Origin of the sequence: Pedococcus cremeus (assembly GCF_900111375.1) — a bacterium.
In the GTDB taxonomy this organism is placed as follows: Bacteria; Actinomycetota; Actinomycetes; order Actinomycetales; family Dermatophilaceae; genus Pedococcus_A; species Pedococcus_A cremeus.
On record NZ_FOHB01000007.1, the window covers coordinates 90,776 to 112,970 of the forward strand.

A 22,195-nucleotide genomic window follows, 5' to 3' on the forward strand; every position below is an offset into this window, starting at 1 on the left:
GAGGCGCGTCAGTGGCGGCGGGGGAGGACGCCCCGCCAGAACAGGACGTGGCCGCCCGCCAGGAACGGTGCGGCGACCAGTCCCGCGCGGCGCAGCCGCGCGACCGTGGTGGGCCGGGGCGAGCCCGGCTCGGGACGCGTCGCGGCGTCGACCGCGGCGAACCCCAGGCCCACGAGCGCGGTGAGGACGCCGGCGCGTCGCCCGTCGTCGAGGCGGGGACCGCCGTGGGTCACGTCGGGATCCCGGGGGCGCGCAGGGTGTGCCAGGCGATGCCGACCTCGCCGAGGAGCTCGCGCAGCAGCGGCAGGCTGAGGCCGACGACGTTGCTCGGGTCGCCCTCGATGCCGGTGACGAAGGGCGCCCCGAGCCCGTCGAGGGTGAACGAGCCGGCGACGCGGAGCGGCTCGCCGGTCTCGACGTAGGCACGGATCTCGTCGTCGTCGATCGCGGCGAAGTGCACGGTGGTCGACGCGGTCGCCCCGAACGTGGCGCCGGTGCCGTCGTCCTCGCGGGTGTCGATGAGCCAGTGGCCCGTGTGCAGGACCCCCGACCGGCCCCGCATGAGCTGCCACCGCTCGATGGCCTGCTCCGGGGTCTGCGGCTTGCCGTGGCCGTCGCCGTCGAGCTCGAGGATGGAGTCGCAGCCGATGACCAGCGCCTCGTCGCACTGGGGGGCGATGTCCTCGGCCTTGGCCCGGGCGAGCACGAGGGCGAGGTCCGCGGGCTCGAGCGGGCCGTAGGTCTCCTCGGCCTGGGCGGTGGCGGCGTCCTCGTCGACGCCGCTCACCATGATGCTGGGCTCGATCCCGGCGGCGTGGAGCAGCTTCTTGCGGGCCGGGGACGCCGAGGCCAGGACGACGTGGACGGGGGAGGGGCGCTCGCTCATGGGGCGAGCGTAGCGACGACGGTCCGGTCAGCCCTCGGGGCCGGCCTCCTCCTCGGGCTCGGCGGCGGGCTTGGCCGCCTTGCCCTCCGCCTTCTTCTCCGGGCGGTGCAGCTCGTCGAAGATCTCGGCGCCGAGGTAGCGCCGCATCGCCGCCTCGGTCCGGCTCTCGCCCTCGCGCGGTGGCCGGTTGCCGACCGACTCACGTGCCTCGTGGCGGATGCGCTCACTGTTGACGTCACTCATGGCTGACACCTCCCGGGTGCGCCCTCCCCACCACAGGAGGACTTTCACTCAGGCTGTCACCCCGGCGGGGAGGGCACCCGGGTCTTCGGTCCCGCTCTGGCTGCCGTTGTCCTACGGTGGCTCCATGAGCGGCTGGGCGGAGGTTGCCGACGGGGTGTTCCAGCGGCGCTACGACCCCCTCGACATCAGCGTCTGCGTGGTCAGGGGCAGCGACGGGCTGCTCGTGGTTGACACCCGTTCGTCGCCGCGCCAGGCCGACGAGATCCGGACCGACCTGCGCGCCCTCGGGCCCCTCCCCGTGACGGCCGTGGTCAACACGCACGCGCACTTCGACCACTCCTTCGGCAACCAGAGCTTCGTGGGCGTGCCGATCTACGGCCACGAGCGGGTGCCCGCCCACCTCGACGCCTACGAGCGGCCCATGCTGGCCGCCTGGGTGGCCCGCGGCGAGGAACCGGCGGAGGAGTGGGCCGAGGTCGTCATCACGCCGCCCACGGTGCTCGTCGGCGACCACCACCGGCTCCTCGTCGGTGGCCGGGTCGTCGAGCTGCTGCACCTCGGGCGCGGCCACACCGACAACGACATCGTGCTCCACGTGCCCGACGCATCGGCCTGGCTCGTGGGCGACCTCGTCGAGGAGTCGGGGCCACCCATGTACGGCTCCGGCTGCTTCCCGTTGGAGTGGCCCGGCACCTGCGCCGAGCTCGCGGGGCGGCTCACCGCCTCGGACGTCGTCGTGCCCGGGCACGGCCGACCCGTGGACCGGTCGTTCGTCGTGGGGCAGCAGGCGGAGCTCGCGCAGGTGGCGTCGAGGATCGCCGACCTGTATGCCGCCGGCGTGCCGGTCGAGGAGGCCCGCCGGGCGGGCGGAGCGTGGCCCCTGGAGCAGGACGGCCTCGACCTGGCGGTCGCAGCCGGGTATGCCGCGCTCGACGCGGGCGGCGAGCCTCAGCCGAGCACCTCGTCGACGTAGCACCAGCGCCACGCCTCGCCGGGCTCGAAGCTGCGGATCACCGGGTGGCCCGTCTCCTTGAAGTGGCGCTCCGCGTGCCGGCCGACCGAGGAGTCGCAGCAGCCGACGTTGCCGCACACCAGGCACAGCCGCAGGTGCACCGGCACCAGGCCCTCCCGCTCACAGTCGGGACAGCCCCGCGGCGTCAACGGCTGCACCGGGCGCCGGTACTTCTCGAGGTGCTTGCACGCGGCGGCCAGTGACTCCGGGGCGTGCAGGGGGGTGTCGCGGACGGCCTCGGAGCGGTCCTCGAGCCGCTCGAGCAGCGACTCCTCGATGTCGAGCTGCACCATGACCGTGCTGAGCACGTGGTGGTCGGCGGCCCCGGAGTCGCGCAGGCGCAGCAGCTCGGCCCGCTCGGCGGCCAGGGTGAGCAGGCGGGCCCGGCGGTAGGCCTCGCTCGGCGTCTCGTTCTCGTCCTCACGGCCACGGCCGAGCCGTTCCCAGGCCGCGGTGGTGCGGTCCTCGGCCCGCTGCCGCAGGCGCTCGGCGGTGTGGTGGTCGATCTCGGGCACCGCGTCGAGCACCTTCAGCCCGGCGGCCACCGCCTGTTGGAGCACCGTGGCCTCGGCCAGGGCGTCCTCGCGGAGGTCGGGACCTCGCACGCCGAGGCGTCGGGCGACCCACGGCAGCGTGAGTCCCTGCACCAGCAGCGTGCCGACCGTCACCACCATGGCGATGAAGACCAGCACGTCGCGGTGCGGCGTGCTGAGGGGCAGCACGAGGGCGGCGGCGAGGGTCACCACCCCACGCATGGCGGCCCACGACAGCACGGTCGTGTGCTGCCACGGCACCGGGCCCCCGGTGGTGCCACCGATCCGCGGCGCCAGCCACGAGAGGGGGAAGACCCACACCGGCCGCAGCAGCATCACCGTCAGCAGGACCGCCACGCTGGCGCCGACGATGAGGCCGAGGCCCAGGTCGGAGGACGCCACCCCCGAGACGATCCGGCGCATCTGCAGGCCGATCATCAGGAAGACGGCGTTCTCGAGCAGGAACTGCAGCGTGGCCCAGTTGATGCGCTCGCTGGTGCGGGACGCCGCGCTCTGCAGCACGGGGGAGCGGTGGCTCAGCAGCAGCCCGGCGACCACGACGGCGAGCACGCCCGAGGAGTGCAGCTCCTCGGCCGGCAGGTAGGCCAGGAACGGCGTCATGAACGACAGCGAGGTGTCGATGACGGGGTCCTCGACGAAGCGCCGCACCGTGCCGACGACCACCGCGGCCGCCAGGCCGAACGCGACCCCGCCGAGCACCGCCCAGCCGAAGTCGAGGGCGACCGACCCGAAGCTGACCGCCGCGGTGGCCGAGACGGCGGCGATGGCCGTGCGCAGCGAGACCAGGGCGGTGGCGTCGTTGACGAGCGACTCGCCCTCGAGGATCGTCACCAGCCGGCGGGGAAGGCCGATTCGGCGAGCGACCGCGGTCGCGGCCACGGCGTCAGGTGGCGCCACCACGGCCCCCAGCGCGAACGCCACGACGAAGGGGATGGGCAGCAGCCACCACGCGACCACCCCGACCCCGAGCGCGGTGAAGACCACCAGGCCCACGGAGAGCGAGCCGATCACCGCCTTGTTGGCGCGGAAGTCCACCAGCGACGTGCGGATCGCCGCGGCATACAGCAGGGGCGGCAGCAGGCCGACCAGCACGACCTCGGAGCTGAGCCGCGGCTCGGGGATGAAGGGCAGGTAGGAGCCGACGACCCCGGTGACGATGAGGGCGAGTGGCGCGGACAGGCCGAGCCGGCGGGAGAGGCCCGCCACTGCCGTCACGGTCGCCACCACCGCGAGGAGCGTCAGGGCGAGGTGCACGGCGGTCATTCTCGCAAACCCGCAGGGGACCGCCCGCCGAAGGTGGGCCGCCAGAAGGTGGAGCCGCCTGCCCCGGCTCGCCGTGACGAAGGACCCTAGAGGCGCACGCGCGGCGCGGGTGACGATCGGGGGGACGTCGACGAGGCGGCTGCGAGCAGCCCGCCTCACCAGGAGGGGATCGCGTGACGACAGGCGACCGGGACCTCACCCCGCTGGCGCCGCTGGGTCTCGGGCGGCTGCGGTCCGGACCGGTGCGGGAGCGCCGCCCGGTGTACGTCGACCTGCTGCCGCCCTGCAACGCCGGCTGTCCGGCCGGGGAGAACATCCAGGGCTGGCTCGCCCTGGTGCGGGCCGGGGACCACGAGGGCGCCTGGCGGCTGCTCACCGCCGACAACCCGCTCCCCGCCGTGCACGGCCGCGTCTGCTACCACCCGTGCGAACGCGTGTGCAACCGCGCGGAGCTCGACAGCGCCATCTCGATCCACGGCGTCGAGCGGTTCCTCGGCGACCTCGCCATCGAGCGCGGCTGGCAGCTCACCCCGCCGGAGCGGTCGTCCGGTCGCCGGGTGCTGGTCGTCGGCTCCGGGCCCAGCGGGCTCTCGGCCGCCTACCACCTCGCCCGTCTCGGGCACGAGGTCGTCGTGCGCGACAACGGCCCGGCCCCCGGCGGGATGATGCGCTACGGCATCCCGTCGTACCGGTTGCCGCGGGAGGTGCTCGACGCCGAGATCGGGCGGATCGCCGCCCTGGGCGTGGTCTTCGAGCAGGACCACCGGGTCACCGACCTCGCCGCCGAGATGCGCGACGGAGGCTTCGACGCGGTGTTCGTGGCGGTGGGCGCCCACCTGTCGAAGCGGGTCGACATCCCCAACGAGGACGCCAGCCGGGTCATCGACGCCGTCTCGTTCCTGCGCGAGGTCGAGTCGGGGGAGCAGGGCGCGCTCACGAACCGCCACGTGGCCGTCTACGGCGGCGGCAACACCGCCATGGACGCCGCCCGCGTCGCGCGTCGGCTCGGCGCCGAGGACACCGTCATCGTCTACCGCCGAACCCGCGCCCAGATGCCGGCCCACGAGGAAGAGGCGGTCGACGCCGAGCGCGAGGGCATCCGCATCAACTGGCTGCGCACCATCAGCTCGATGAACGAGCACGAGCTGACCGTCGAGGTCCAGGCCCTCGACGAGCACGGCCGGCCGCACGGCACCGGCCACTTCGAGAAGCTCGCCGCCGACACGGTGATCCTCGCCGTCGGACAGGAGAGCGACACCGGCTTCCTGCGGTCCGTGCCCGGGGTGCAGCTCGACGGCGACACCGTGCAGGTCGACCCCGTGACCCTCATGACGGGCGCGGCCGGTGTCTTCGCGGGCGGTGACGCCGTGCCGAGTGAGCGGACCGTGACGGTCGGTGTGGGGCACGGCAAGAAGGCGGCCCGCAGCATCGACGCCTGGCTGGCAGGCCGGGAGCACGCGCCCGCGCCGAAGCACCCGATGGCCGACTTCGGGAAGCTCAACCTCTGGTACTTCGGTGACCACAGCCGCCGCGAGCAGGCCGAGCTGGACCCGGCCGAGCGGGTGCACGCCTTCGTCGAGGTGACCGCCGGGCTCACCCCGCAGGAGGTCGCCTACGAGGCGGGCCGGTGCCTGTCGTGCGGCAACTGCTTCGAGTGCGACGGCTGCCTCGGGGCGTGCCCGGAGGACGCGGTCATCAAGCTGGGCACCGGCCACCGCTACCGCTTCGACTACACCGCCTGCACCGGCTGCGGCACCTGCTACCGGCAGTGCCCGGTGCACGCCATCGAGATGGTGGCCGAGGAGAGCGCGGCCGTCCCGGACACCGACCCGTATGCCGCGGGCGACCGAGGCGTCCTCGGCGCCACCGAGGGGAGCTGACGTGCGCGTCACCATCGACGGCAACGAGGCCGCGGTCAGCGTGGCCTACCGGCTGAGCGAGCTGTGCGCGATCTACCCGATCACCCCCTCGTCGCCGATGGCCGAGCTCGCCGACGAGTGGTCGTCGCGTGACCGGCCCAACATGTGGGGCACCGTGCCGACCGTCATGGAGATGCAGAGCGAGGGTGGTGCCGCCGGAGCCCTGCACGGCGCGCTGCAGGGCGGTGCGCTCAGCACCACGTTCACGGCGTCGCAGGGCCTGTTGCTCATGGTGCCCAACATGTACAAGATCGCCGGCGAGCTGACCTCGACGGTGTTCCACGTCGCCGCCAGGTCCCTTGCCGCACAGGGACTGTCGATCTTCGGCGACCACTCCGACGTCATGGCCGTGCGCCAGACCGGCTTCGCGATGCTGGCCTCGTCGTCGGTGCAGGAGGCGCACGACCTGGCGCTGGTCGCGCACGCGGCGACGATGCGCTCGCGGGTGCCGTTCGTGCACTTCTTCGACGGCTTCCGCACCTCCCACGAGCTCACCACGGTGGAGCTGCTGCCCGACGACGTGCTGCGCGCGCTGGTGCCGGAAGAGCTCGTCCGGCAGCACCGCTCGCGGGCCCTGACCCCCGAGCGGCCGTTCGTGCGCGGCACGGCGCAGAACCCGGACGTCTACTTCCAGGCCCGGGAGACGGTGAACCCGTTCTACGCCGAGACACCGGGCATCGTGCAGGCCGTCATGGACGAGCTCGCCGAGCACTGCGGCCGGGCCTACACGCTGGTGGAGTATGCCGGTCACCCCGAGGCCGAGCGGGTGCTCGTGGTCATGGGGTCCGGTGCCGAGACCGCCCGCGAGACGGTCGAGCACCTGGTCGCCCGCGGAGAGCGCGTCGGGGTGGTGCAGGTGCGCCTCTACCGGCCGTTCCCGGCCGCCGAGCTGGCGGCGGCGCTGCCGCCGACCGCGACCCACGTGGCCGTGCTCGACCGCACCAAGGAGCCCGGCTCGGCTGGCGAGCCGCTCTTCCTCGACGTCGTGGCCGCCCTGGCCGAAGGGCACCAGCGTGGCGACCTGGCACACCTGCCCGCGGTGGTCGGTGGTCGCTACGGCCTGTCCTCCAAGGAGTTCACGCCGGGCATGGTGGCCGGCGTGCTCGAGGAGCTCGCGAAGCCCGAGCCGCGGCGCCGCTTCACGGTGGGCATCGTCGACGACGTCAGCGGCACCAGCCTCGACTACGACGCCGACCTCGACATCGAGGACGCCGACACCGTGCGGGCGGTCTTCTTCGGCCTCGGCTCCGACGGCACCGTGGGGGCCAACAAGAACACCATCAAGATCCTCGGCGCCGACCCGCAGATGCACGCCCAGGGCTACTTCGTCTACGACTCCAAGAAGTCAGGCGGCCAGACCGTCTCGCACCTGCGCTTCGGGCCCCACCCGATCCGCGCGCCCTACCTCGTGCAGCGGGCCGGCTTCGTCGGCTGCCACCACCTCGGACTGCTCGAGAAGGTCGACGTTCTGGCCCGGGCGGCCGACGGCGCGACCCTGCTGCTCAATGCCCCGCAGCCACCCGCCGAGGTCTGGGACGCCCTGCCCGGGCCGGTGCAGCAGCAGATCATCGACAAGGGGCTGCGCCTCTACGCGATCGACGCCGACCGGGTCGCCCGGGACTGCGGCCTGCCGGGCCGCACCAACACGGTGCTGCAGACCTGCTTCTTCGCCATCTCGGGGGTGCTGCCTCGTGACCGGGCCGTCGAGCAGGTGAAGGCCGCCATCCACAAGACGTACTGGAAGCGGGGGAGCGAGGTCGTCCGCCGCAACGAGGAGGCCGTCGACGCCGCCGTCGCCGCGCTGCACCGGGTGCCGGTGCCCGCGGTGCCGACCTCCTGCCGGCTCCCCGCGCCCGTCGTCCCGGCGTCCGCGCCGCTCTTCGTCCGCGAGGTGACCGCCGCGATGATGGCCGGCCGCGGTGACGACCTCCCGGTGAGCGCGCTGCCGGTGGACGGCACGTTCCCCAGCGGCACCACGGCATACGAGAAGCGGCGCATCTCCGACCTGGTGGCGGAGTGGGACCCCGACACCTGCATCCAGTGCGGCACCTGCAGCTTCGTGTGCCCGCACAGCGTGATCCGTTCGAAGTACTGCGACGAGACCGAGCTGGCCGGCGCCCCGGAGGGGTTCAAGAGCGCACCCCTGGACGCCGTCGGCCTGCCGTCGACCCGCTACTCGCTGCAGGTCTACGTCGAGGACTGCACCGGCTGCGGGCTGTGCGTCGAGGCGTGCCCGGTGAGCCCGCTGACCGGCACCGGCCGCAAGGCGATCAACCTCGCTGACGCCGACGAGCAGGTCGAGCGGGAGCGCCCCAACATCGCGTTCTTCGAGACGCTGCCGGTCAACGACCGCTCGCGGGTCGACTTCGGCACCGTGCGCGGCACCCAGTTCCTGGAGCCGCTGTTCGAGTTCTCCCTGGCGTGCGCCGGGTGCGGCGAGACGCCCTACCTGAAGCTGCTGACCCAGCTCTTCGGCGAGCGGCTCACGGTCGCCAACGCCACCGGCTGCTCGTCCATCTACGGCGGCAACCTGCCGACCACGCCGTGGACCAAGAACGCCGCCGGCCGCGGACCCGCCTGGTCGAACTCGCTCTTCGAGGACAACGCCGAGTTCGGCCTCGGGCTGCGCCTCGCCGCCGACCTGCACACCCGCCTGGCCCGCGAGCGGCTGGCCGAGCTGCGCGACGAGGTGGGCAGTGAGCTGGTCGACGCGATCCTGGGGGCCCCGCAGGTGCGCGAGTCCGAGCTCGGGGCGCAGCGGGAGCGGGTCGCCGAGCTGCTGCGCCGGCTCGACGCGCTCGAGGACGGCCGCCCGGCGGTGGAGGACCTGCGCAGCGTCGCCGACCACCTGCTGCGGCGCAGCGTGTGGATCGTCGGCGGTGACGGCTGGGCCTACGACATCGGCTCGGGCGGCCTCGACCACGTGCTCGCGAGCGGCCGAGACGTCAACGTCCTGGTCCTCGACACCGAGGTCTACTCCAACACCGGAGGCCAGTCGTCGAAGGCGACGCCGCTCGGCGCGGTGGCCAAGTTCGCCGCAGCCGGCAAGACCGCGGCCAAGAAGGACCTCGCCCTGCAGGCCATCGCCTACGGCAACGTCTACGTCGCGCGCGTGGCGATGGGGGCCGACGCGCAGCAGACGCTGACCGCCTTCCGCGAGGCCGAGGCCTACGACGGACCCTCGCTCGTCATCGCATACAGCCACTGCATCGCCCACGGCATCGAGATGAAGGACGGGCTCGACCAGCAGCACCGCGCCGTCGCCAGCGGCCACTGGCCCCTCGTCCGCTACGACCCGGTCGCACGCGCCCACGGCCGCAACCCGTTCCAGCTCGACTCGCCTCGGCCGCGGATCCCGCTGGAGGACTACGTCTACCGCGAGCTGCGCTACCGCATGCTCCGCAACACCGACCCGGTCGAGGCCGAGCGCCTCCTGGCACTGGCCCAGGAGGCGGTCGACCAGCGCTGGGCCACCTACGAGGACATGGCGACGCGCAGCGCCAGCCAGTTCACCGCCGATGCACGAAGGAGCTCCTGATGGACCTCTCCACGACCTACCTCGGCCTGCGGCTGCGCAACCCGCTCGTCGCCTCGGCGTCGCCGATGACCCGCAGTGTCAACGGGATCCGCAAGCTGGCCGCAGCGGGCATCGGTGCCGTGGTGCTGCCGTCGCTCTTCGAGGAGCAGCTGCGCAAGGAGCAGGACCGCGACGACGCCCTCGCCGAGGGTGGCTCGGAGGCCTTCAGCGAGGCGCTGACGTACTTCCCCACCGGGTACAGCGGGCTGCCGGGTCGCCCCCAGCGCTACCTCGACCTCGTCGAGCGGGCCGCCGGCGTCGTGGACGTGCCGGTCATCGCCAGCCTCAACGGGAGCACGGCCGGTGGCTGGGAGGACTTCGCGCGCTCGCTGCAGGAGGCCGGCGCGGCCGCCATCGAGGTCAACGTCTACTTCGTGCCGGGCGACCCGCACGTGACCGGCCGGGAGGTCGAGGAGACGCACGTCGCGATCCTGCAGCGGGTGCGCTCGGTCGTCTCCATCCCGGTGGCGGTCAAGCTCAGCCCGCACTTCAGCTCGCCCGGGCAGATGGCGTTGCGGCTCGACGACGCCGGCGCCGACGGGCTCGTGCTCTTCAACCGGTTCCAGCAGCCCGACATCGACGTCGAGACCCTCGCAGTGCACCCCGCGACTGGCCTGTCCCGGCCGGCCGACGCGCAGCTCCCGCGGACTTGGATCGCCATCCTGCGCGGCCACGTCGTGTGCTCCCTCGCGGCCACGACCGGCGTCGACGAGTGGGACGACGTCGTCAAGTACCTGCTCTCGGGCGCCGACGTCGTGATGACCGCCTCGGCCCTCATGCGCCACGGCGTCGACCACGTGCGCGTCCTGCTCGACGGCCTGCAGGAGTGGATGGCCCGCAAGGGCTTCACGTCGCTGGACGAGGTGCGCGGCCTGCTCGCCGTGCCCCGCGGCGTGGACGCCACGGCATACGAGCGGGCGGGGTACGTGAGCGCGCTGGAACGGGCGCGCGGCACGTACGGCGACCTCCGGGTCGGTGTGCACCAGTAGTGGCCCAGCCGCTGCTCAGGTGGGCCCGTAGGCGCCGGTGGCGGCCTCCTGGAACAGGGGTAGGTGTGGTGGCACGAACGTGAGCGCGGCGAAGAGGAACACCAACAGGACCAGCGCCGTGACCGACACGGCGACAGGGACGGGTGCACTTCTCGGTGAGCTGATGACGCGATAGCTCAGCAGTTGGCCGCCGGCGACCGCCCCGACGAAGGTCAGGATGTCGACGCCCACGATGCTGTGGACCCCGAGCGCGCCGGTGTAGGTGTAGAAGAACGCGACGATGACCGTGCATGCGGTCGCGACCTCGACACACTTTGCCCACCACAGCCTCGGACGGTCGGCCACCCACCTCGCCTCCACCAGTCCCAGAGCCCCCACGGGGACCACCACCAGCTTGAGGTGCTCCCACACGCTCTCGTTGGCAGGCGCGACTGCTGCCACCAAGGGGCTTCCACCTGACCAGTCGTAGACGAAGTGCCACAGCACCCCCGCCACGACGACTGCGACGGCGCCGACGGTCTCGACCCGTCGGAGGGACCACGTGCTCATCGGACCCGCGTCCACCCGACCATGACACCGTGCTCGGTTCGCAGCGGCCAAGGGTCCAGCGGCCCGGACCTGACCCACGACGCCCCTGTCCGGAAAGCTCCGGCCGTGAGCGTATGGACCGACGCGGCGGGGATCCGTAGCGTGAAACAAGAGGCGGCGCGGAGCCGGCTCACGGCGAGACGGGGAGAAGCTCATGGCTGGTGCAGGTGACATCGAGAAGGCAGTGGGGGCCGGATCCGTCGCGTTCGGTGCAGTAGCGACCCTGAGCCCACGGCTGTTCCTGGGCATGTACGGCGTGCCGGACGAGGCGAGCGTGCGGACGATGACGCGGCTCTGGGGCACCCGCACCGCCGTCCTCGGCGCACTGCTGTTCGCCCTGGAAGGCACTCAGAACAGGCAGAGGCTGATGACCATGAGCGCCGCCATGAACGCCGCGGACGCGCTGATGGTTGCGGCCGCTCGTGGCATCCCGGCGCGAGCGCGCGTTCTCGGGTCACTCACCTCGGCTGCGTTCGCCGGCGCGCTCGCCTACGCGTCGAACCAGTAGCCGGGACTGGGCGGGAGGCGCGTTCGCCTGGCCCTCAGGCCCGGTGGGCGCGTGCTCGGCCGAGGGTGCCACAGCCCCCGGCCGCCCGCAGGTCGGGATGCCGCGAAGGTCAAGCCTCGGTCAAGAAGGGTGGCGCAGCCGTGCCGTGCCCGCCTGGTCGTCGTTGGTCAGGGCGCCGGACGGCCCGCGCCCCACCCGAGGAGGACCCCACCATGGGAGCACCCACCATGGCCGCCCACGCCAGGGCCGCCCACGTCAGGAGCCGACTGGCGCGCGTGCTGGTGACGGCGCTGCTCGTCGTGGCGGGGACTGGCGCGCTGGCCACGAGCGCGCAGGCGTCCGGCGCGTTGCCGGCCGCGGCGGGCAGCGACGACCGGCCCGCCTTCTACGAGCCACCGGCCGGCGTGCCGGCGCAGCCCGGCCGGCTGCTCCGCTCGGAGCCGATGGACTTCTTCCTCGACCCGGCCCGCACCGTGCGCGCACCGGGCACGGCCACGCGGGTGATGTACGCGTCGACCGACCGGTCCGGCAGGCCCGTGGCGGTCACGGGCAGCGTGCTGGTGCCCTCCTCGCCCTGGCGGGGCAGCGGGAGCCGCCCACTGGTGGCCTTCGCGGTGGGCACGCAGGGCATGGCGGACCGCTGCGCGCCGTCGCGCCAGCTCTCCGCGGCCAGCGAGTACGAGGGGGCCTTCCTCTCGGGCCTGCTCAGCCGCGGGTATGCCGTGGCGGTCACCGACTACGAGGGCCTCGGCACGCCGGGCGTGCACACCTACATGGCCCGCCGGTCGCAGGCGGCCGCCGTGCTCGACAGCGTGCGGGCGGCTCGCAGCCTGACCGGGGCGGGGGTGCCGGCCGACGGCCCGGTCGCGCTCGCCGGCTACTCCCAGGGCGGAGGTGCAGCGGCCGCCGCGGCCGAGCTGGCCCCGACGTACGCGCCGGAGCTGCCCGTGGTCGGGGCCGTCGCCGGTGCTGTGCCCGCCGACCTCGCCGCGGTGGGCAAGGCGCTCGACGGGGGTCCGTATGCCGCGTTCGCGCTCTACGCCGTCGGCGGCCTCGCCGCTGCCTACGACATCGACCTCACCTCGCTCCTCGACGAGGAGGGGCTGCGCCGGGTGCACCAGGCCGAGGACGAGTGCGTGGGCGACTCGCTGCCCCGGCACGCGTTCGTGCGCTCGACCGCCCTGACCCGTGACGGCCGGAGCCTGGCCGACTACTTCGACGAGGAGCCGTGGCGCTCGGTGCTCGCCGACAACGTCATCGGCGAGCGGCGCCCTGCGGCACCCGTGCTCGTCACCCACGCGCTGGCCGACGACGTCATCCCGTATGCCGTGGGCCGCGACCTCGCGAAGCGCTGGTGCGCGCGTGGAGCCACGGTGCGGTTCTCGACCACGGCCGTCCCGACGCACGTCGGGGGAGTGGTGCCGAGCTTCGCCGAGGAGTACGCCTTCCTCGAGGCCCGGGTGGCCGGGGTGCCTGCGGTGTCGACCTGCGCACTGCTCTGAGGGCCTCCGCCTCTACTGCCGCCCCCGAGGGGGCGGCCTAGCGTGAGGTGGTGGGGTGGGGCGTCCGTTCGGCGACGTGCTCCACCACCCAGGCAGTGGAGGCGACAAGGATGACGTCATACAGAGGTAACGCGACCCACAGAGGCAACGCGATCGCGGTCGGAGTGCTGTTCATCGCCTGTTCAGCCGCGAGTATTCTCAGCGCGGTGCCGTTGGGATCGACCCTCGACGGACCCGGCTACCTCGCCAAGCTGGCGGTGAGCAACGACAGAGTGGTCCTCACGGCGCTCATCGAGCTGGTGTGGGCGGCGACCGGCGCGGCCATCGCCATAGGGCTGTACCCGGTGCTTCGGGAGCACAACCCGGCCCTGGCCCTGGGGTCTGTCGCTGCCCGAGTGGTCGAGGGGGTGTTCGTCCTGGTCGGGACCCTCAGCCTGCTCGCCCTGCTGACCGTGAGCCAGCAGTCGCCGGCGGCGGGTGCCGCCGCCTCGTCGCAGGCCACCGGGGACGCCCTGCTTGCCGTGCGGGACTGGGCGCTGGGGTTCGTCGGACTGCTCGCGTTCGGCATCGGAGCCCTGTTGTACTACTACGTCCTCTACGCCTCACGGGTCATTCCGAGATGGCTGTCGGTGTGGGGCCTGGCCGGAGCCGCGTTGATGGTGGTCGCCACCATCCACTCCGGCTTCACCCAGGACTTCGGCTTCTCGACGGTCACGACCGTCCTCAACATCCCGATCGGCCTCCAGGAGCTCGTCCTGGCCGTGTGGCTGATCGTCAGAGGGTTCACGGCCTCGACGGCTCGTTCCGTCGCGCCCTCGGCCGTGCCTGCGACGACGCCGTAGGGCCGACCGTGACAACGCAAGCGCCCCCGGGGTGGTCCCCGGGGGCGCTTGCGTCGTGGGTGCTGCGTCAGTCCAGCGTGCCGAGGACGGCCTCGCGCAGGGTGTCGAGGCCGACGCCGCCGATGTCGAGCGCGCGGCGGTGGAACGCCTTGATGTCGAAGGCGTCGCCCTCGCGGCGCTGCACCTCGTCGCGCAGCTCCATCCAGAGGCGCTCGCCGATCTTGTAGGCCGGGGCCTGGCCGGGCCAGCCGAGGTAGCGGTCGAGCTCGAAGCGCAGGAACGCCTCGTCCATGTTGGCGTGCGCGCTGAGGAACTGCCACGCCTTGTCGTAGGTCCACTCCCCGCCGCCGACCTCCTCCGGCGCCTCGAAGCCGCAGTGCACGCCGATGTCGAGCACCACGCGGGCCGCACGCAGTGACTGGCCGTCGAGCAGGCCCATCCGGTTGCCGGGGTCGTCCATGTAGCCGAGGTCGGCCATGAGCCGCTCGGCATACAGCGCCCAGCCCTCGCCGTGGCCGGAGGTCCAGGCGAACATGCGGCGCCAGCGGTTGAGCAGCTCGGAGCGGAAGACGGTCTGCGCGACCTGGAGGTGGTGGCCCGGGACGCCCTCGTGGTAGACGGTCGTCAGCTCGCGCCAGGTGCCGAACTCGGTGACGCCCTTGGGCACCGACCACCACATGCGGCCGGGCCGCGAGAAGTCCTCGCTGGGGCCGGTGTAGTAGATGCCGCCGGTCTGCGTGGGCGCGATGAGGCACTCGATGGTGCGCACCGGGTCGGGGATGTCGAAGTGGGTGCCGGCGAGGTTGGTGATGGCCTCGTCGGCCTTGGTCTGCATCCACGCCTTGAGCTCGTCGGTGCCGTGCAGCTGGTATGCCGGGTCGGCGTCGAGGGCGGCGATGGCCTCCTTGACGGTCGCACCAGGCTTGATCCGCTCCGCCACCGCCTCCATCTCGGCGGTGATGCGGGCCAGCTCCTCCTGGCCCCACCGGTAGGTCTCCTCCAGGTCGACCGCCGCGCCGAGGAACGCGCGGGAGAGCAGCTGGTAGCGCTCGCGGCCACAGGCGTCGGACTCGGGGGCCTGGTCGAGCAGCTCGGCGCGGAGGCGGTCGCCCAGCGCGCGGTAGGCCTCGGAGGCACCGGCGACCGCGGCCTCGAGCTCCTCACGCACCGGGTCGGCGAGGTCGTCGTCGCCCGCCTTGGCGCCGGAGAGCAGGTTCGCGAAGTAGCCGTCGTCGGCGGTCAGGTCGCCGCACTGCTTGATGCACGCCTCGACCTGACGCCGCGGCGCGACGTTGCCCTTGCCGGCCGCCGACTTCAGGCTCTCGACCCACTGGTCGAGGGCTGCGGGCACCTTGGCCAGGCGGCGCGCGATGACGCCCCAGTCCTCGTTGGTGGCGGTCGGCATGAGGTCGAAGGTGCCGCGGATCTCCTGCAGCGGGGAGGCGATCACGTTGAGCGCCATCTCGTCGAGCCCGGCCTGGTGGGTCTCCTCGGCCAGGCCCAGCCGCTCACGCATGGCGGCGATGGTCACCCGGTCGATGTCGTCCACCGGCGTCACGCGGTCGAGCTCGGCCAGGGTGCGGCGCCGCAGCTCCGCCTGCGCCTCGTGACCGGCCGGGGAGAAGTCGTCGAGGTCCTCGTCGTGGCCGGCGATGCCGAGGTAGGTGGCGGTGATGGGGCTCAGCGCCACGAACTCCTCGAGGAACCGGTCGGCGATGCGGTCGACGTCGGACTCGGGGCGGGCGGTCTGGGAAGCGTCAGTGGTCACCCGGCCGAACCTACCCCGCCCGCCCGGGGCCGTCCCACCGAATAGCGGTGGCCCCAAAGGCGCTGGCCTGAAACGCAGTGCCGGCCAGGGCGCCGCACGGCATACGCTGCCGCCCATGTCCTCCTCCGCCCGCATCCACTCGCTCAACGTCGGCCGGTCCGAGCCGAACCCGGTGAAGAAGGCCATCCCCACCGGCATCGGCAAGCGTCCCGTCGACGAGGTCGAGGTGCGCGCCCCCGGCCCGAAGAAGGGTGGCCTCGGCAGCGGGCTCGTCGGTGACTTCGTCGGCGACCAGCGGCACCACGGCGGGGACTTCCAGGCGGTCTACGCCTACGCCCGCGAGGAGCTCGACGCGTGGCAGGACCGGCTCGGCCGCGAGCTGCCCGACGGGATGTTCGGCGAGAACCTCACCACCACGGGGCTCGAGGTCGACGGTGCGATCGTGGGGGAGCGCTGGCAGGTCGGCGACGAGGTCGTGCTCGAGGTCGCCGGTCCGCGAATCCCGTGCAGCACGTTCGCCTCCCGCATGGGCGAGAAGGGCTGGGTGAAGCGGTTCACCGAGGTCGGCAACACCGGTGCCTACCTCGCGGTGGTGGTGCCGGGGACGGTGCGCCGCGGCGACCCGGTGCGGGTGCTCTCGCGACCCGACCACGGCATCGACGTGCGGGTGGCGTTCCGCGCGTTCACCGGCGACCTCGACGCGGCCCGGCGGGTGCTCGAGGCAGGGGTGCTGAACGCGGTCGACCACGCCGAGCTGCAGGAGACCTACGACAAGCGCTCGCGGGCCGGGCTGGCCGGATGACCGCGAACGAGGCCTGCGCCGACGAGCCCGCTGCCGGTCCACTGACGGGTGTGCGGATCCTCTCCACCGCGGTCAACGTGCCGGGCCCGGTGGCCGTCGCCCGGCTCGTCGCACTGGGCGCGGAGGCGGTCAAGGTCGAGCCGCCCGACGGCGACCCGCTCGAGGCGGCCTCGCCGGCCTGGTACGAGGAGCTCTCGGCAGGGCAGCAGGTGGTGCGGCTCGACCTGAAGGACCCGGCCGGGCGCGACCGGCTGGAACAGCTGCTCGCAGCCGCCGACGCGCTCATCACCTCCAGCCGCGCCCGGGCGCTCGAGCGGCTCGGTCTCGGCTGGGAGGCGCTGCACGCCCGGCACCCCGGGTTGTGCCACGTCGCGGTGGTGGGTCACCCGGCGCCGGCCGACGACCTGCCGGGCCACGACCTCACCTACCAGGCGGCGCTGGGGCTGCTGGGCTCCGGCGCCCCCGGTGACGAGCCCCGTATGCCGGTCGTCCTGCTGGCCGACCTCGCCGGCGCCGAACGTGCGGTCACCGAGGCGCTCGCGGCGCTGCTCGCCCGCGGGACCACGGGGACAGGCAGCCGCTGCGAGGTGGCGCTCTCCGACGCCGCCGAGACCATGGCGGCGCCGCTGCGCCACGGCCTCACCGTCCCGGGTGGTGCGCTGGGTGGCGGGCACCCGGCATACCGGCTGTATGCCGCACGGCACGGCCACGTGGCCGTGGCCTGCCTCGAGCCGCACTTCCTCACGCGGCTGCTCGAGCTGCTGGAGGTGACGGACGACGCGGGCGATCTCGTGGAGCGCCTGGCAGGCGTGTTCGGGACGCGGACCGCCTCGGAGTGGGAGGCATGGGGCCGCGAGCACGACCTCCCGCTGGCCGAGGTGCGCCGGGGTGAACGGCTAGGACACCTACGACACTGATCACGCAGCGCGATCAGTGTCGTAGGCGTTGCCGGAGAGGTCCGCTCAGTGGGGGAGGGCCGAGGCGCGCCAGGCGCCCGGGCCCGGGTGCAGCGGGCCGCGCGGGCCGTGCGGCCGCGAGGTCCACCGCGACGGGGGCCTCGGCGGCTCTGGCTCACCAGCGCCACCGGAGGCAGCGCTCAGCACCGCTACGAGCGCGGCCACCTCCTCCGACGTGGGCGCACCGCGCACGACCCGCAGCGTGGGACGCCGTGGCTCCTCCCGCGACTCCTGCACGTCGGGCGACTCCGCCGAGCCGTCCACGGGCTGGTTCCCGTCGCCGCTCACAGCGGGATGTTCCCGTGCTTCTTGGGCGGCAGGGTCTCGCGCTTGTTGCGCAGCGCCCGCAGCGCCTTCGTGACGTTCATCCGGGTGTTCGACGGCGTGATGACGGTGTCGATGTAGCCGCGCTCCGCCGCGACGTACGGGTTGGCCAGGGTGTCCTCGTACTCGGTGATGAACCGCTCCCGGGCCTCGTCGACGTTCTCGCCCCGCTCGGCCGCCTCGGCCAGCTGCTTGCGGTAGAGGATGTTGACGGCGCCCTGGGCGCCCATGACGGCGATCTGCGCGGTCGGCCAGGCGAGGTTGATGTCGGCGCCGAGGTGCTTGGAGCCCATGACGTCGTAGGCGCCGCCGTAGGCCTTGCGCGTGATGACCGTGACCAGCGGCACGGTCGCCTCGGCGTAGGCGTAGATGAGCTTCGCGCCGCGGCGGATGATGCCGTCCCACTCCTGGTCGGTGCCGGGCAGGAAGCCCGGCACGTCGACGAAGGTGAGCACGGGGATGTTGAAGGCGTCGCAGGTGCGCACGAAGCGGGCGGCCTTCTCGGAGGCGTCGATGTCGAGCGTGCCGGCGAACTGCATCGGCTGGTTCGCCACGACACCGACCGAGTGCCCCTCCACCCGGCCGAAGCCGCAGATGATGTTCGGCGCGAACAGCGGCTGCACCTCGAGGAACTCGCCGTCGTCGAGCACGTGCCCGATGACCGTGTGCATGTCGTAGGGCTGGTTCGGCGAGTCGGGGATGAGGGTGTCGAGCTCGCGGTCCTCGTCGGTGACGGTGAGGTCGTTCTCGACCTCCCAGGCCGGCGGCTCCTCGAGGTTGTTCGACGGCAGGTAGGACAGGAGCGCCTTGACGTACTCGATGGCGTCCTCCTCGTCGCTGCCCATGTAGTGCGCCACACCGGACTTGGTGTTGTGGGCACGCGCGCCGCCGAGGTCCTCGAAGGAGACGACCTCACCGGTGACGGTCTTGATGACGTCGGGACCGGTGATGAACATGTGCGAGGTCTGGTCGACCATCACGGTGAAGTCGGTGACCGCGGGGGAGTAGACCGCCCCGCCGGCGCACGGCCCCATGATCAGCGAGATCTGCGGGATGACCCCGGAGGCGTGCACGTTGCGGCGGAAGATCTCGCCGTAGAGGCCGAGGGAGACCACGCCCTCCTGGATGCGGGCGCCGCCGGAGTCGTTGAGGCCGATGACGGGGCAGCCGACCTTCATGGCGAAGTCCATGACCTTGACGATCTTCTCGCCGAAGACCTCGCCGAGGGAGCCGCCGAACACGGTGAAGTCCTGCGCGAACACCGCCACCGTGCGGCCCTCGACGGTGCCGTAGCCGGTGACCACGCCGTCACCGTAGGGCCGGTGCTGGTCCTGCCCGAAGGCGTTGGAGCGGTGCCGGGCGTACTTGTCCATCTCGATGAAGGAGCCCTCGTCGAGCAGCATCTCGAGGCGCTCGCGGGCCGTCTTCTTGCCGCGGGCGTGCTGCTTCTCGACGGCCCGCTCGGACCCGGCGTGCGCGACCTCCGCCACCCGGCGCTTGAGGTCGGCCAGCTTGCCGGCCGTCGTGTGGACGTCGATGTCGGACGGGACCTCGGTGCCCCCGGTGACGAGGGAGTCGGTGCTCTGGGCCATGGCGGGAGCCTAGCCTTGCCTTCATGCGCGAACCGCTCGACCGTGAGGCATTGCACGAGGCGTTGGTCACGCCCGGATCACCGTGGCAGGGGCTCGACGTCCATGCCGAGCTCGGCTCCACCAACGCGGCGGCCGCCGAGCTCGCCCAGCCCTGGCGGGTGGTGGTCGCCGACCACCAGAGCGCCGGCCGGGGCCGGCTGGGCCGCTCCTGGGAGGCACCGCCCGGCACCTCCATCGCCGTCTCGGTCCTCGTGCCGGCTCCCGCCCACGGCATCGGCTGGGTGCCGCTGCTGACGGGGCTGGCCGTCGCCCGGGCGGCCCACGACGTCGCCGGCGTGCACGCCGCGGTCAAGTGGCCCAACGACGTGCTCGTGGAGGAGGACGACTGGCGCAAGGTCTGCGGCGTGCTCTGCGAGGTGCACCCGGCCGGCGTGGTCGTCGGCTTCGGCGTCAACGTCACCCAGACCCGTGAGGAGCTGCCGGTCGAGAACGCGACCTCCCTCGCCCTGTGCGGCGCGCCCGACGTCCGGCGCGAGGACCTCGTGGCGGCCTGCCTGCGGCACCTCGCCGTGCTGCACGGTGACCTCATGGCGGGCGGGGCGGCGCTGGAAGCCGCCCGCGCGGCATACCGCTCCGCCTGCCGCACCATCGGCATGGTCGTCGACCTCAACACCGGCAGCGCCACCCACCGGTTGCCGGCGGTGGGGGTGGACGACGAGGGTCGCCTGGTCGTGCACGGAGACGCCGGCGAGTATGCCGTGGCCGCCGGCGACGTCGTCCACGTCCGGGAGACTCGCGGCTGAGGCGCCGCGCCGCGACGGCCCCCCGCCGGGCACGGGCGGCGCCGACACGGCATGATCGGCACCGCAGGTCAGGCTCTGTTGATTCAGGACGTGCTGATCAAGCACGTGGCGAGCACGAGGAGGTGTCGGCGGTGCGCAGGACCGGTCGCCACCGGCTGGTGCGCCCGAACGAGGGGCCCACGGCCCTGACCGACCCCGACAACATCGAGGCCCGGCTGCTCGGACGGCCCGCGACGATGGGTCGCCGCGACGTCAGCCGTGGGGCCCAGGTCTCGCTGCTGAGCGCGCGGAAGTTCTGGCACGCCCTCGGCTTCCCGATCGTGCAGGACGAGGACGCCGCGTTCACCGAGGCCGACCTGATGGCGCTGAAGTCCGTCGCCCGGCTGGTGCGCGAGCAGCACCTCGACGAGACGACGGCGCTCGCCATGACCCGCGCCTTCGCCCGCACCACCGACCGGCTCGCCGTCTGGCAGACCCAGCTGATGGCCGAGGCGCTGGCCGAGCCCGGGCAGGAGGTGGCCCTCGACGAGGCCGACGCCCGCGCGGTGCCCGACCACGACGCCGCGCTCGCTGCCGCGGTCACCCTCGCCGACATGGCCGACGACCTCGAGCCCCTGCTGGTCTACGCCTGGCGCCGACACCTCACCGCCGCCATCAGCCGAATGCTGGCCGACTCCGACCCCGACCACGCGGGCGAGGGCGTCACCCGGGTCGTCGGGTTCGCCGACCTGGTCAACTTCACCGCCCTGGTGCGCCGGATGACCGAGCGGCAGCTGGCCGTGATGGTGCAGCGGTTCGAGGCGCTGGCCACCGACATCGTCACCGCGCACGGCGGGCGCGTGATCAAGACCGTGGGCGACGAGATCCTCTTCGTGACCGTGGGTCCGGCGGCCGCCGCGGCCATCGCCCTCGACCTCGTCGAGACCATGACCGAGGACGACCTGCTGCCCGACGTCCGCGTCGGCATGTCCTACGGCAGCGTCATCTCCCGCCTCGGCGACGTCTTCGGCACCACGGTCAACCGGGCCAGCCGGCTCACCGCCGTGGCACCGCCGCGCACCGTCCTCGTCGACGACGCTCTCGCCGCGTCGCTGGCGAGTGTCTCGGGCTTCGAGATGACCGCCCTGCGACGGCGCACCCTGCGCGGCATCGGGCAGGTCACGCCCAGCGAGCTCCGGCGCGCCCGCGGGGAGCGCCGCACCACCTACAGAGAGGTCCACCCGTGAGCGACACGACGCAGACCGGCACCGGCGTGACCGGCGCCCGGCCCCTGGTGCGCATCGAGCGGCACGGCGAGGGCGGCCACGTCGCCGAGCTCGTGCTCGACCGGCCCGAGGCGATGAACGCCGTCTCCACCGACATGGCCCGAGCCATCGCCGCGGTCACCGGCGAGGTCGCCGACGACGAGACGGTGCGGGCGGTGGTCGTCAGCAGCTCCCACGACCGGGCCTTCTGCGTCGGCGCCGACCTCAAGGAGCGCAACCGCTTCACCGACGACGAGCTGCGGGCGCAACGCCCGCTGGCTCGGGCGGCATACCGGGGCGTCCTGGACCTGCCGGTGCCGGTGGTCGCGGCGGTCGACGGGTTCGCCCTCGGCGGCGGCTTCGAGATTGCGCTCTCCTGCGACCTCATCGTCGCGGGGGAGGGCGCCACGGTCGGCCTGCCCGAGGTGAGCGTCGGCGTGATCCCCGGCGGCGGTGGCACGCAGCTGCTGACCCGCCGGGTCGGCTGGTCACGCGCGGCCTCCATGGTCTTCACGGCACGGCGGCTCACGGCGGCGGAGGCCCACCAGCTCGGGGTGGTCGACGAGGTCGTCGCCGCCGGCACGGCACGGGACCGCGCGCTCGAGCTGGCCTCGACGATCGCCTCCCACTCACCGGTCGGTGTGCGCAACGCGAAGAGGGCCATGCGGCTGGGTTTCGACACAGACCTGGGCTCCGGGCTGGACGTCGAGGACGAGTGCTGGAGGGCCACCGCGTTCTCCGGTGACCGGGCCGAGGGAGTGGCTGCATTCGCGGAGAAACGCCGACCGGTGTGGCCGGGTCGCTGAACTTGCCTGCGGTTCCC

General features: G+C 73.0%; 20 protein-coding genes. 12 read left to right on the forward strand and 8 right to left on the reverse strand.

The window, feature by feature from the left end; translation table 11 throughout:
• Window positions 1-8 precede the first annotated feature (8 nt).
• The 3 genes from BMW78_RS14290 to BMW78_RS20495 are packed head-to-tail and all read right to left on the reverse strand — an operon-like array spanning window position 9 to window position 1,129.
• Window positions 9-233, reverse strand: coding sequence for a hypothetical protein (locus tag BMW78_RS14290; RefSeq protein ID WP_091761166.1), 225 nt, complete (start codon window positions 231-233; stop codon window positions 9-11).
• Window positions 230-886, reverse strand: coding sequence for a Maf family protein (locus BMW78_RS14295; RefSeq protein ID WP_091761168.1), 657 nt, complete (start codon window positions 884-886; stop codon window positions 230-232). Before BMW78_RS14295 ends, BMW78_RS14290 begins: the two co-directional genes overlap by 4 nt.
• Before the next feature lie 27 nt (window positions 887-913).
• On the reverse strand, window positions 914-1,129 hold the full coding sequence (locus BMW78_RS20495) for a hypothetical protein (RefSeq protein ID WP_143056262.1): 216 nt from the start codon (window positions 1,127-1,129) through the stop codon (window positions 914-916).
• A gap of 124 nt (window positions 1,130-1,253) precedes the next feature.
• Here BMW78_RS20495 and BMW78_RS14300 point away from each other — a divergent pair, with 124 nt between their 5' ends.
• Window positions 1,254-2,102, forward strand: a complete 849-nt coding sequence (locus BMW78_RS14300; protein WP_177180403.1) for an MBL fold metallo-hydrolase — start codon at window positions 1,254-1,256, stop codon at window positions 2,100-2,102.
• On the opposite strand, the gene BMW78_RS14305 is transcribed toward BMW78_RS14300, so the two are convergent.
• Window positions 2,078-3,958 carry a Na+/H+ antiporter gene (locus tag BMW78_RS14305; RefSeq protein WP_245735866.1) on the reverse strand — a complete coding sequence of 627 codons (1,881 nt, stop codon included), beginning with the start codon at window positions 3,956-3,958 and terminating at the stop codon, window positions 2,078-2,080. The genes BMW78_RS14300 and BMW78_RS14305 overlap by 25 nt on opposite strands.
• Before the next feature lie 173 nt (window positions 3,959-4,131).
• Between BMW78_RS14305 and BMW78_RS14310 the strand changes: the two genes are divergently transcribed.
• From BMW78_RS14310 to BMW78_RS14320, 3 genes are read left to right on the forward strand one after another with little or no spacing between them, the layout of a single operon-like run.
• On the forward strand, window positions 4,132-5,838 hold the full coding sequence (locus BMW78_RS14310; protein WP_091761171.1) for an NAD(P)-binding protein: 1,707 nt from the start codon (window positions 4,132-4,134) through the stop codon (window positions 5,836-5,838).
• A 1-nt stretch (window position 5,839) separates the two neighbouring features.
• On the forward strand, window positions 5,840-9,415 hold the full coding sequence (gene nifJ / locus BMW78_RS14315; protein ID WP_245735867.1) for a pyruvate:ferredoxin (flavodoxin) oxidoreductase: 3,576 nt from the start codon (window positions 5,840-5,842) through the stop codon (window positions 9,413-9,415).
• Complete coding sequence (locus tag BMW78_RS14320) at window positions 9,415-10,443, forward strand: dihydroorotate dehydrogenase-like protein (protein ID WP_091761173.1); 1,029 nt, start codon at window positions 9,415-9,417, stop codon at window positions 10,441-10,443. The genes nifJ and BMW78_RS14320 overlap by 1 nt, the downstream gene beginning before the upstream one ends.
• Before the next feature lie 15 nt (window positions 10,444-10,458).
• Here the strand turns inward: BMW78_RS14320 and BMW78_RS14325 are convergent, their stop codons facing one another.
• The gene (locus BMW78_RS14325; RefSeq protein WP_143056263.1) at window positions 10,459-10,992 is read right to left on the reverse strand and encodes a DUF6512 family protein; all 534 of its coding nucleotides are present in this window, start codon (window positions 10,990-10,992) and stop codon (window positions 10,459-10,461) included.
• Window positions 10,993-11,185: 193 nt separating this feature from the next.
• Between BMW78_RS14325 and BMW78_RS14330 the strand changes: the two genes are divergently transcribed.
• The 3 genes from BMW78_RS14330 (at window position 11,186) to BMW78_RS14340 (ending at window position 13,883) form a co-directional block, all read left to right on the forward strand.
• On the forward strand, window positions 11,186-11,539 hold the full coding sequence (locus tag BMW78_RS14330; protein WP_091761176.1) for a DUF4267 domain-containing protein: 354 nt from the start codon (window positions 11,186-11,188) through the stop codon (window positions 11,537-11,539).
• A 212-nt stretch (window positions 11,540-11,751) separates the two neighbouring features.
• Window positions 11,752-13,041, forward strand: a complete 1,290-nt coding sequence (locus BMW78_RS14335) for a lipase family protein (protein WP_245735868.1) — start codon at window positions 11,752-11,754, stop codon at window positions 13,039-13,041.
• 110 nt (window positions 13,042-13,151) lie between these two features.
• Window positions 13,152-13,883 carry a DUF4386 domain-containing protein gene (locus BMW78_RS14340; protein WP_091761177.1) on the forward strand — a complete coding sequence of 244 codons (732 nt, stop codon included), beginning with the start codon at window positions 13,152-13,154 and terminating at the stop codon, window positions 13,881-13,883.
• 67 nt (window positions 13,884-13,950) lie between these two features.
• On the opposite strand, the gene BMW78_RS14345 is transcribed toward BMW78_RS14340, so the two are convergent.
• Entirely contained in the window at window positions 13,951-15,651 is a 1,701-nt protein-coding gene (locus tag BMW78_RS14345) for a DUF885 domain-containing protein (protein ID WP_245735870.1), read from the reverse strand.
• Between the two features lie 115 nt (window positions 15,652-15,766).
• On the opposite strand from BMW78_RS14345, the gene BMW78_RS14350 reads away from it, so the two are divergent.
• Entirely contained in the window at window positions 15,767-16,453 is a 687-nt protein-coding gene (locus BMW78_RS14350; protein WP_091761180.1) for an MOSC domain-containing protein, read from the forward strand.
• The gene (locus BMW78_RS14355; protein WP_091761181.1) at window positions 16,450-17,370 is read left to right on the forward strand and encodes a CoA transferase; all 921 of its coding nucleotides are present in this window, start codon (window positions 16,450-16,452) and stop codon (window positions 17,368-17,370) included. The genes BMW78_RS14350 and BMW78_RS14355 overlap by 4 nt, the downstream gene beginning before the upstream one ends.
• 45 nt (window positions 17,371-17,415) lie before the next feature.
• On the opposite strand, the gene BMW78_RS14360 is transcribed toward BMW78_RS14355, so the two are convergent.
• Window positions 17,416-17,697, reverse strand: a complete 282-nt coding sequence (locus BMW78_RS14360) for an acyl-CoA carboxylase epsilon subunit (RefSeq protein ID WP_245735871.1) — start codon at window positions 17,695-17,697, stop codon at window positions 17,416-17,418.
• On the reverse strand, window positions 17,694-19,325 hold the full coding sequence (locus tag BMW78_RS14365; protein WP_091761183.1) for an acyl-CoA carboxylase subunit beta: 1,632 nt from the start codon (window positions 19,323-19,325) through the stop codon (window positions 17,694-17,696). The genes BMW78_RS14360 and BMW78_RS14365 overlap by 4 nt, the downstream gene beginning before the upstream one ends.
• Before the next feature lie 23 nt (window positions 19,326-19,348).
• Between BMW78_RS14365 and BMW78_RS14370 the strand changes: the two genes are divergently transcribed.
• From BMW78_RS14370 to BMW78_RS14380, 3 genes are all read left to right on the forward strand, one after another.
• On the forward strand, window positions 19,349-20,128 hold the full coding sequence (locus BMW78_RS14370) for a biotin--[acetyl-CoA-carboxylase] ligase (protein WP_091761184.1): 780 nt from the start codon (window positions 19,349-19,351) through the stop codon (window positions 20,126-20,128).
• Window positions 20,129-20,259: 131 nt separating this feature from the next.
• Window positions 20,260-21,354 carry an adenylate/guanylate cyclase domain-containing protein gene (locus BMW78_RS14375; protein ID WP_245735872.1) on the forward strand — a complete coding sequence of 365 codons (1,095 nt, stop codon included), beginning with the start codon at window positions 20,260-20,262 and terminating at the stop codon, window positions 21,352-21,354.
• Complete coding sequence (locus BMW78_RS14380; protein WP_245735873.1) at window positions 21,351-22,178, forward strand: enoyl-CoA hydratase/isomerase family protein; 828 nt, start codon at window positions 21,351-21,353, stop codon at window positions 22,176-22,178. Before BMW78_RS14375 ends, BMW78_RS14380 begins: the two co-directional genes overlap by 4 nt.
• Window positions 22,179-22,195 lie beyond the last annotated feature (17 nt).

Coding starts and splice junctions, on each gene's coding strand:
- BMW78_RS14295 (WP_091761168.1), bottom strand. CDS start 886: ATGAGCGAGCGCCCCTCCCCCGTCCACGTCGTCCTGGCCTCGGCGTCC.
- BMW78_RS20495 (WP_143056262.1), bottom strand. CDS start 1,129: ATGAGTGACGTCAACAGTGAGCGCATCCGCCACGAGGCACGTGAGTCG.
- BMW78_RS14300 (WP_177180403.1), top strand. CDS start 1,254: ATGAGCGGCTGGGCGGAGGTTGCCGACGGGGTGTTCCAGCGGCGCTAC.
- BMW78_RS14305 (WP_245735866.1), bottom strand. CDS start 3,958: ATGACCGCCGTGCACCTCGCCCTGACGCTCCTCGCGGTGGTGGCGACC.
- BMW78_RS14320 (WP_091761173.1), top strand. CDS start 9,415: ATGGACCTCTCCACGACCTACCTCGGCCTGCGGCTGCGCAACCCGCTC.
- BMW78_RS14325 (WP_143056263.1), bottom strand. CDS start 10,992: ATGAGCACGTGGTCCCTCCGACGGGTCGAGACCGTCGGCGCCGTCGCA.
- BMW78_RS14330 (WP_091761176.1), top strand. CDS start 11,186: ATGGCTGGTGCAGGTGACATCGAGAAGGCAGTGGGGGCCGGATCCGTC.
- BMW78_RS14335 (WP_245735868.1), top strand. CDS start 11,752: ATGGGAGCACCCACCATGGCCGCCCACGCCAGGGCCGCCCACGTCAGG.
- BMW78_RS14340 (WP_091761177.1), top strand. CDS start 13,152: ATGACGTCATACAGAGGTAACGCGACCCACAGAGGCAACGCGATCGCG.
- BMW78_RS14350 (WP_091761180.1), top strand. CDS start 15,767: ATGTCCTCCTCCGCCCGCATCCACTCGCTCAACGTCGGCCGGTCCGAG.
- BMW78_RS14355 (WP_091761181.1), top strand. CDS start 16,450: ATGACCGCGAACGAGGCCTGCGCCGACGAGCCCGCTGCCGGTCCACTG.
- BMW78_RS14365 (WP_091761183.1), bottom strand. CDS start 19,325: ATGGCCCAGAGCACCGACTCCCTCGTCACCGGGGGCACCGAGGTCCCG.
- BMW78_RS14370 (WP_091761184.1), top strand. CDS start 19,349: ATGCGCGAACCGCTCGACCGTGAGGCATTGCACGAGGCGTTGGTCACG.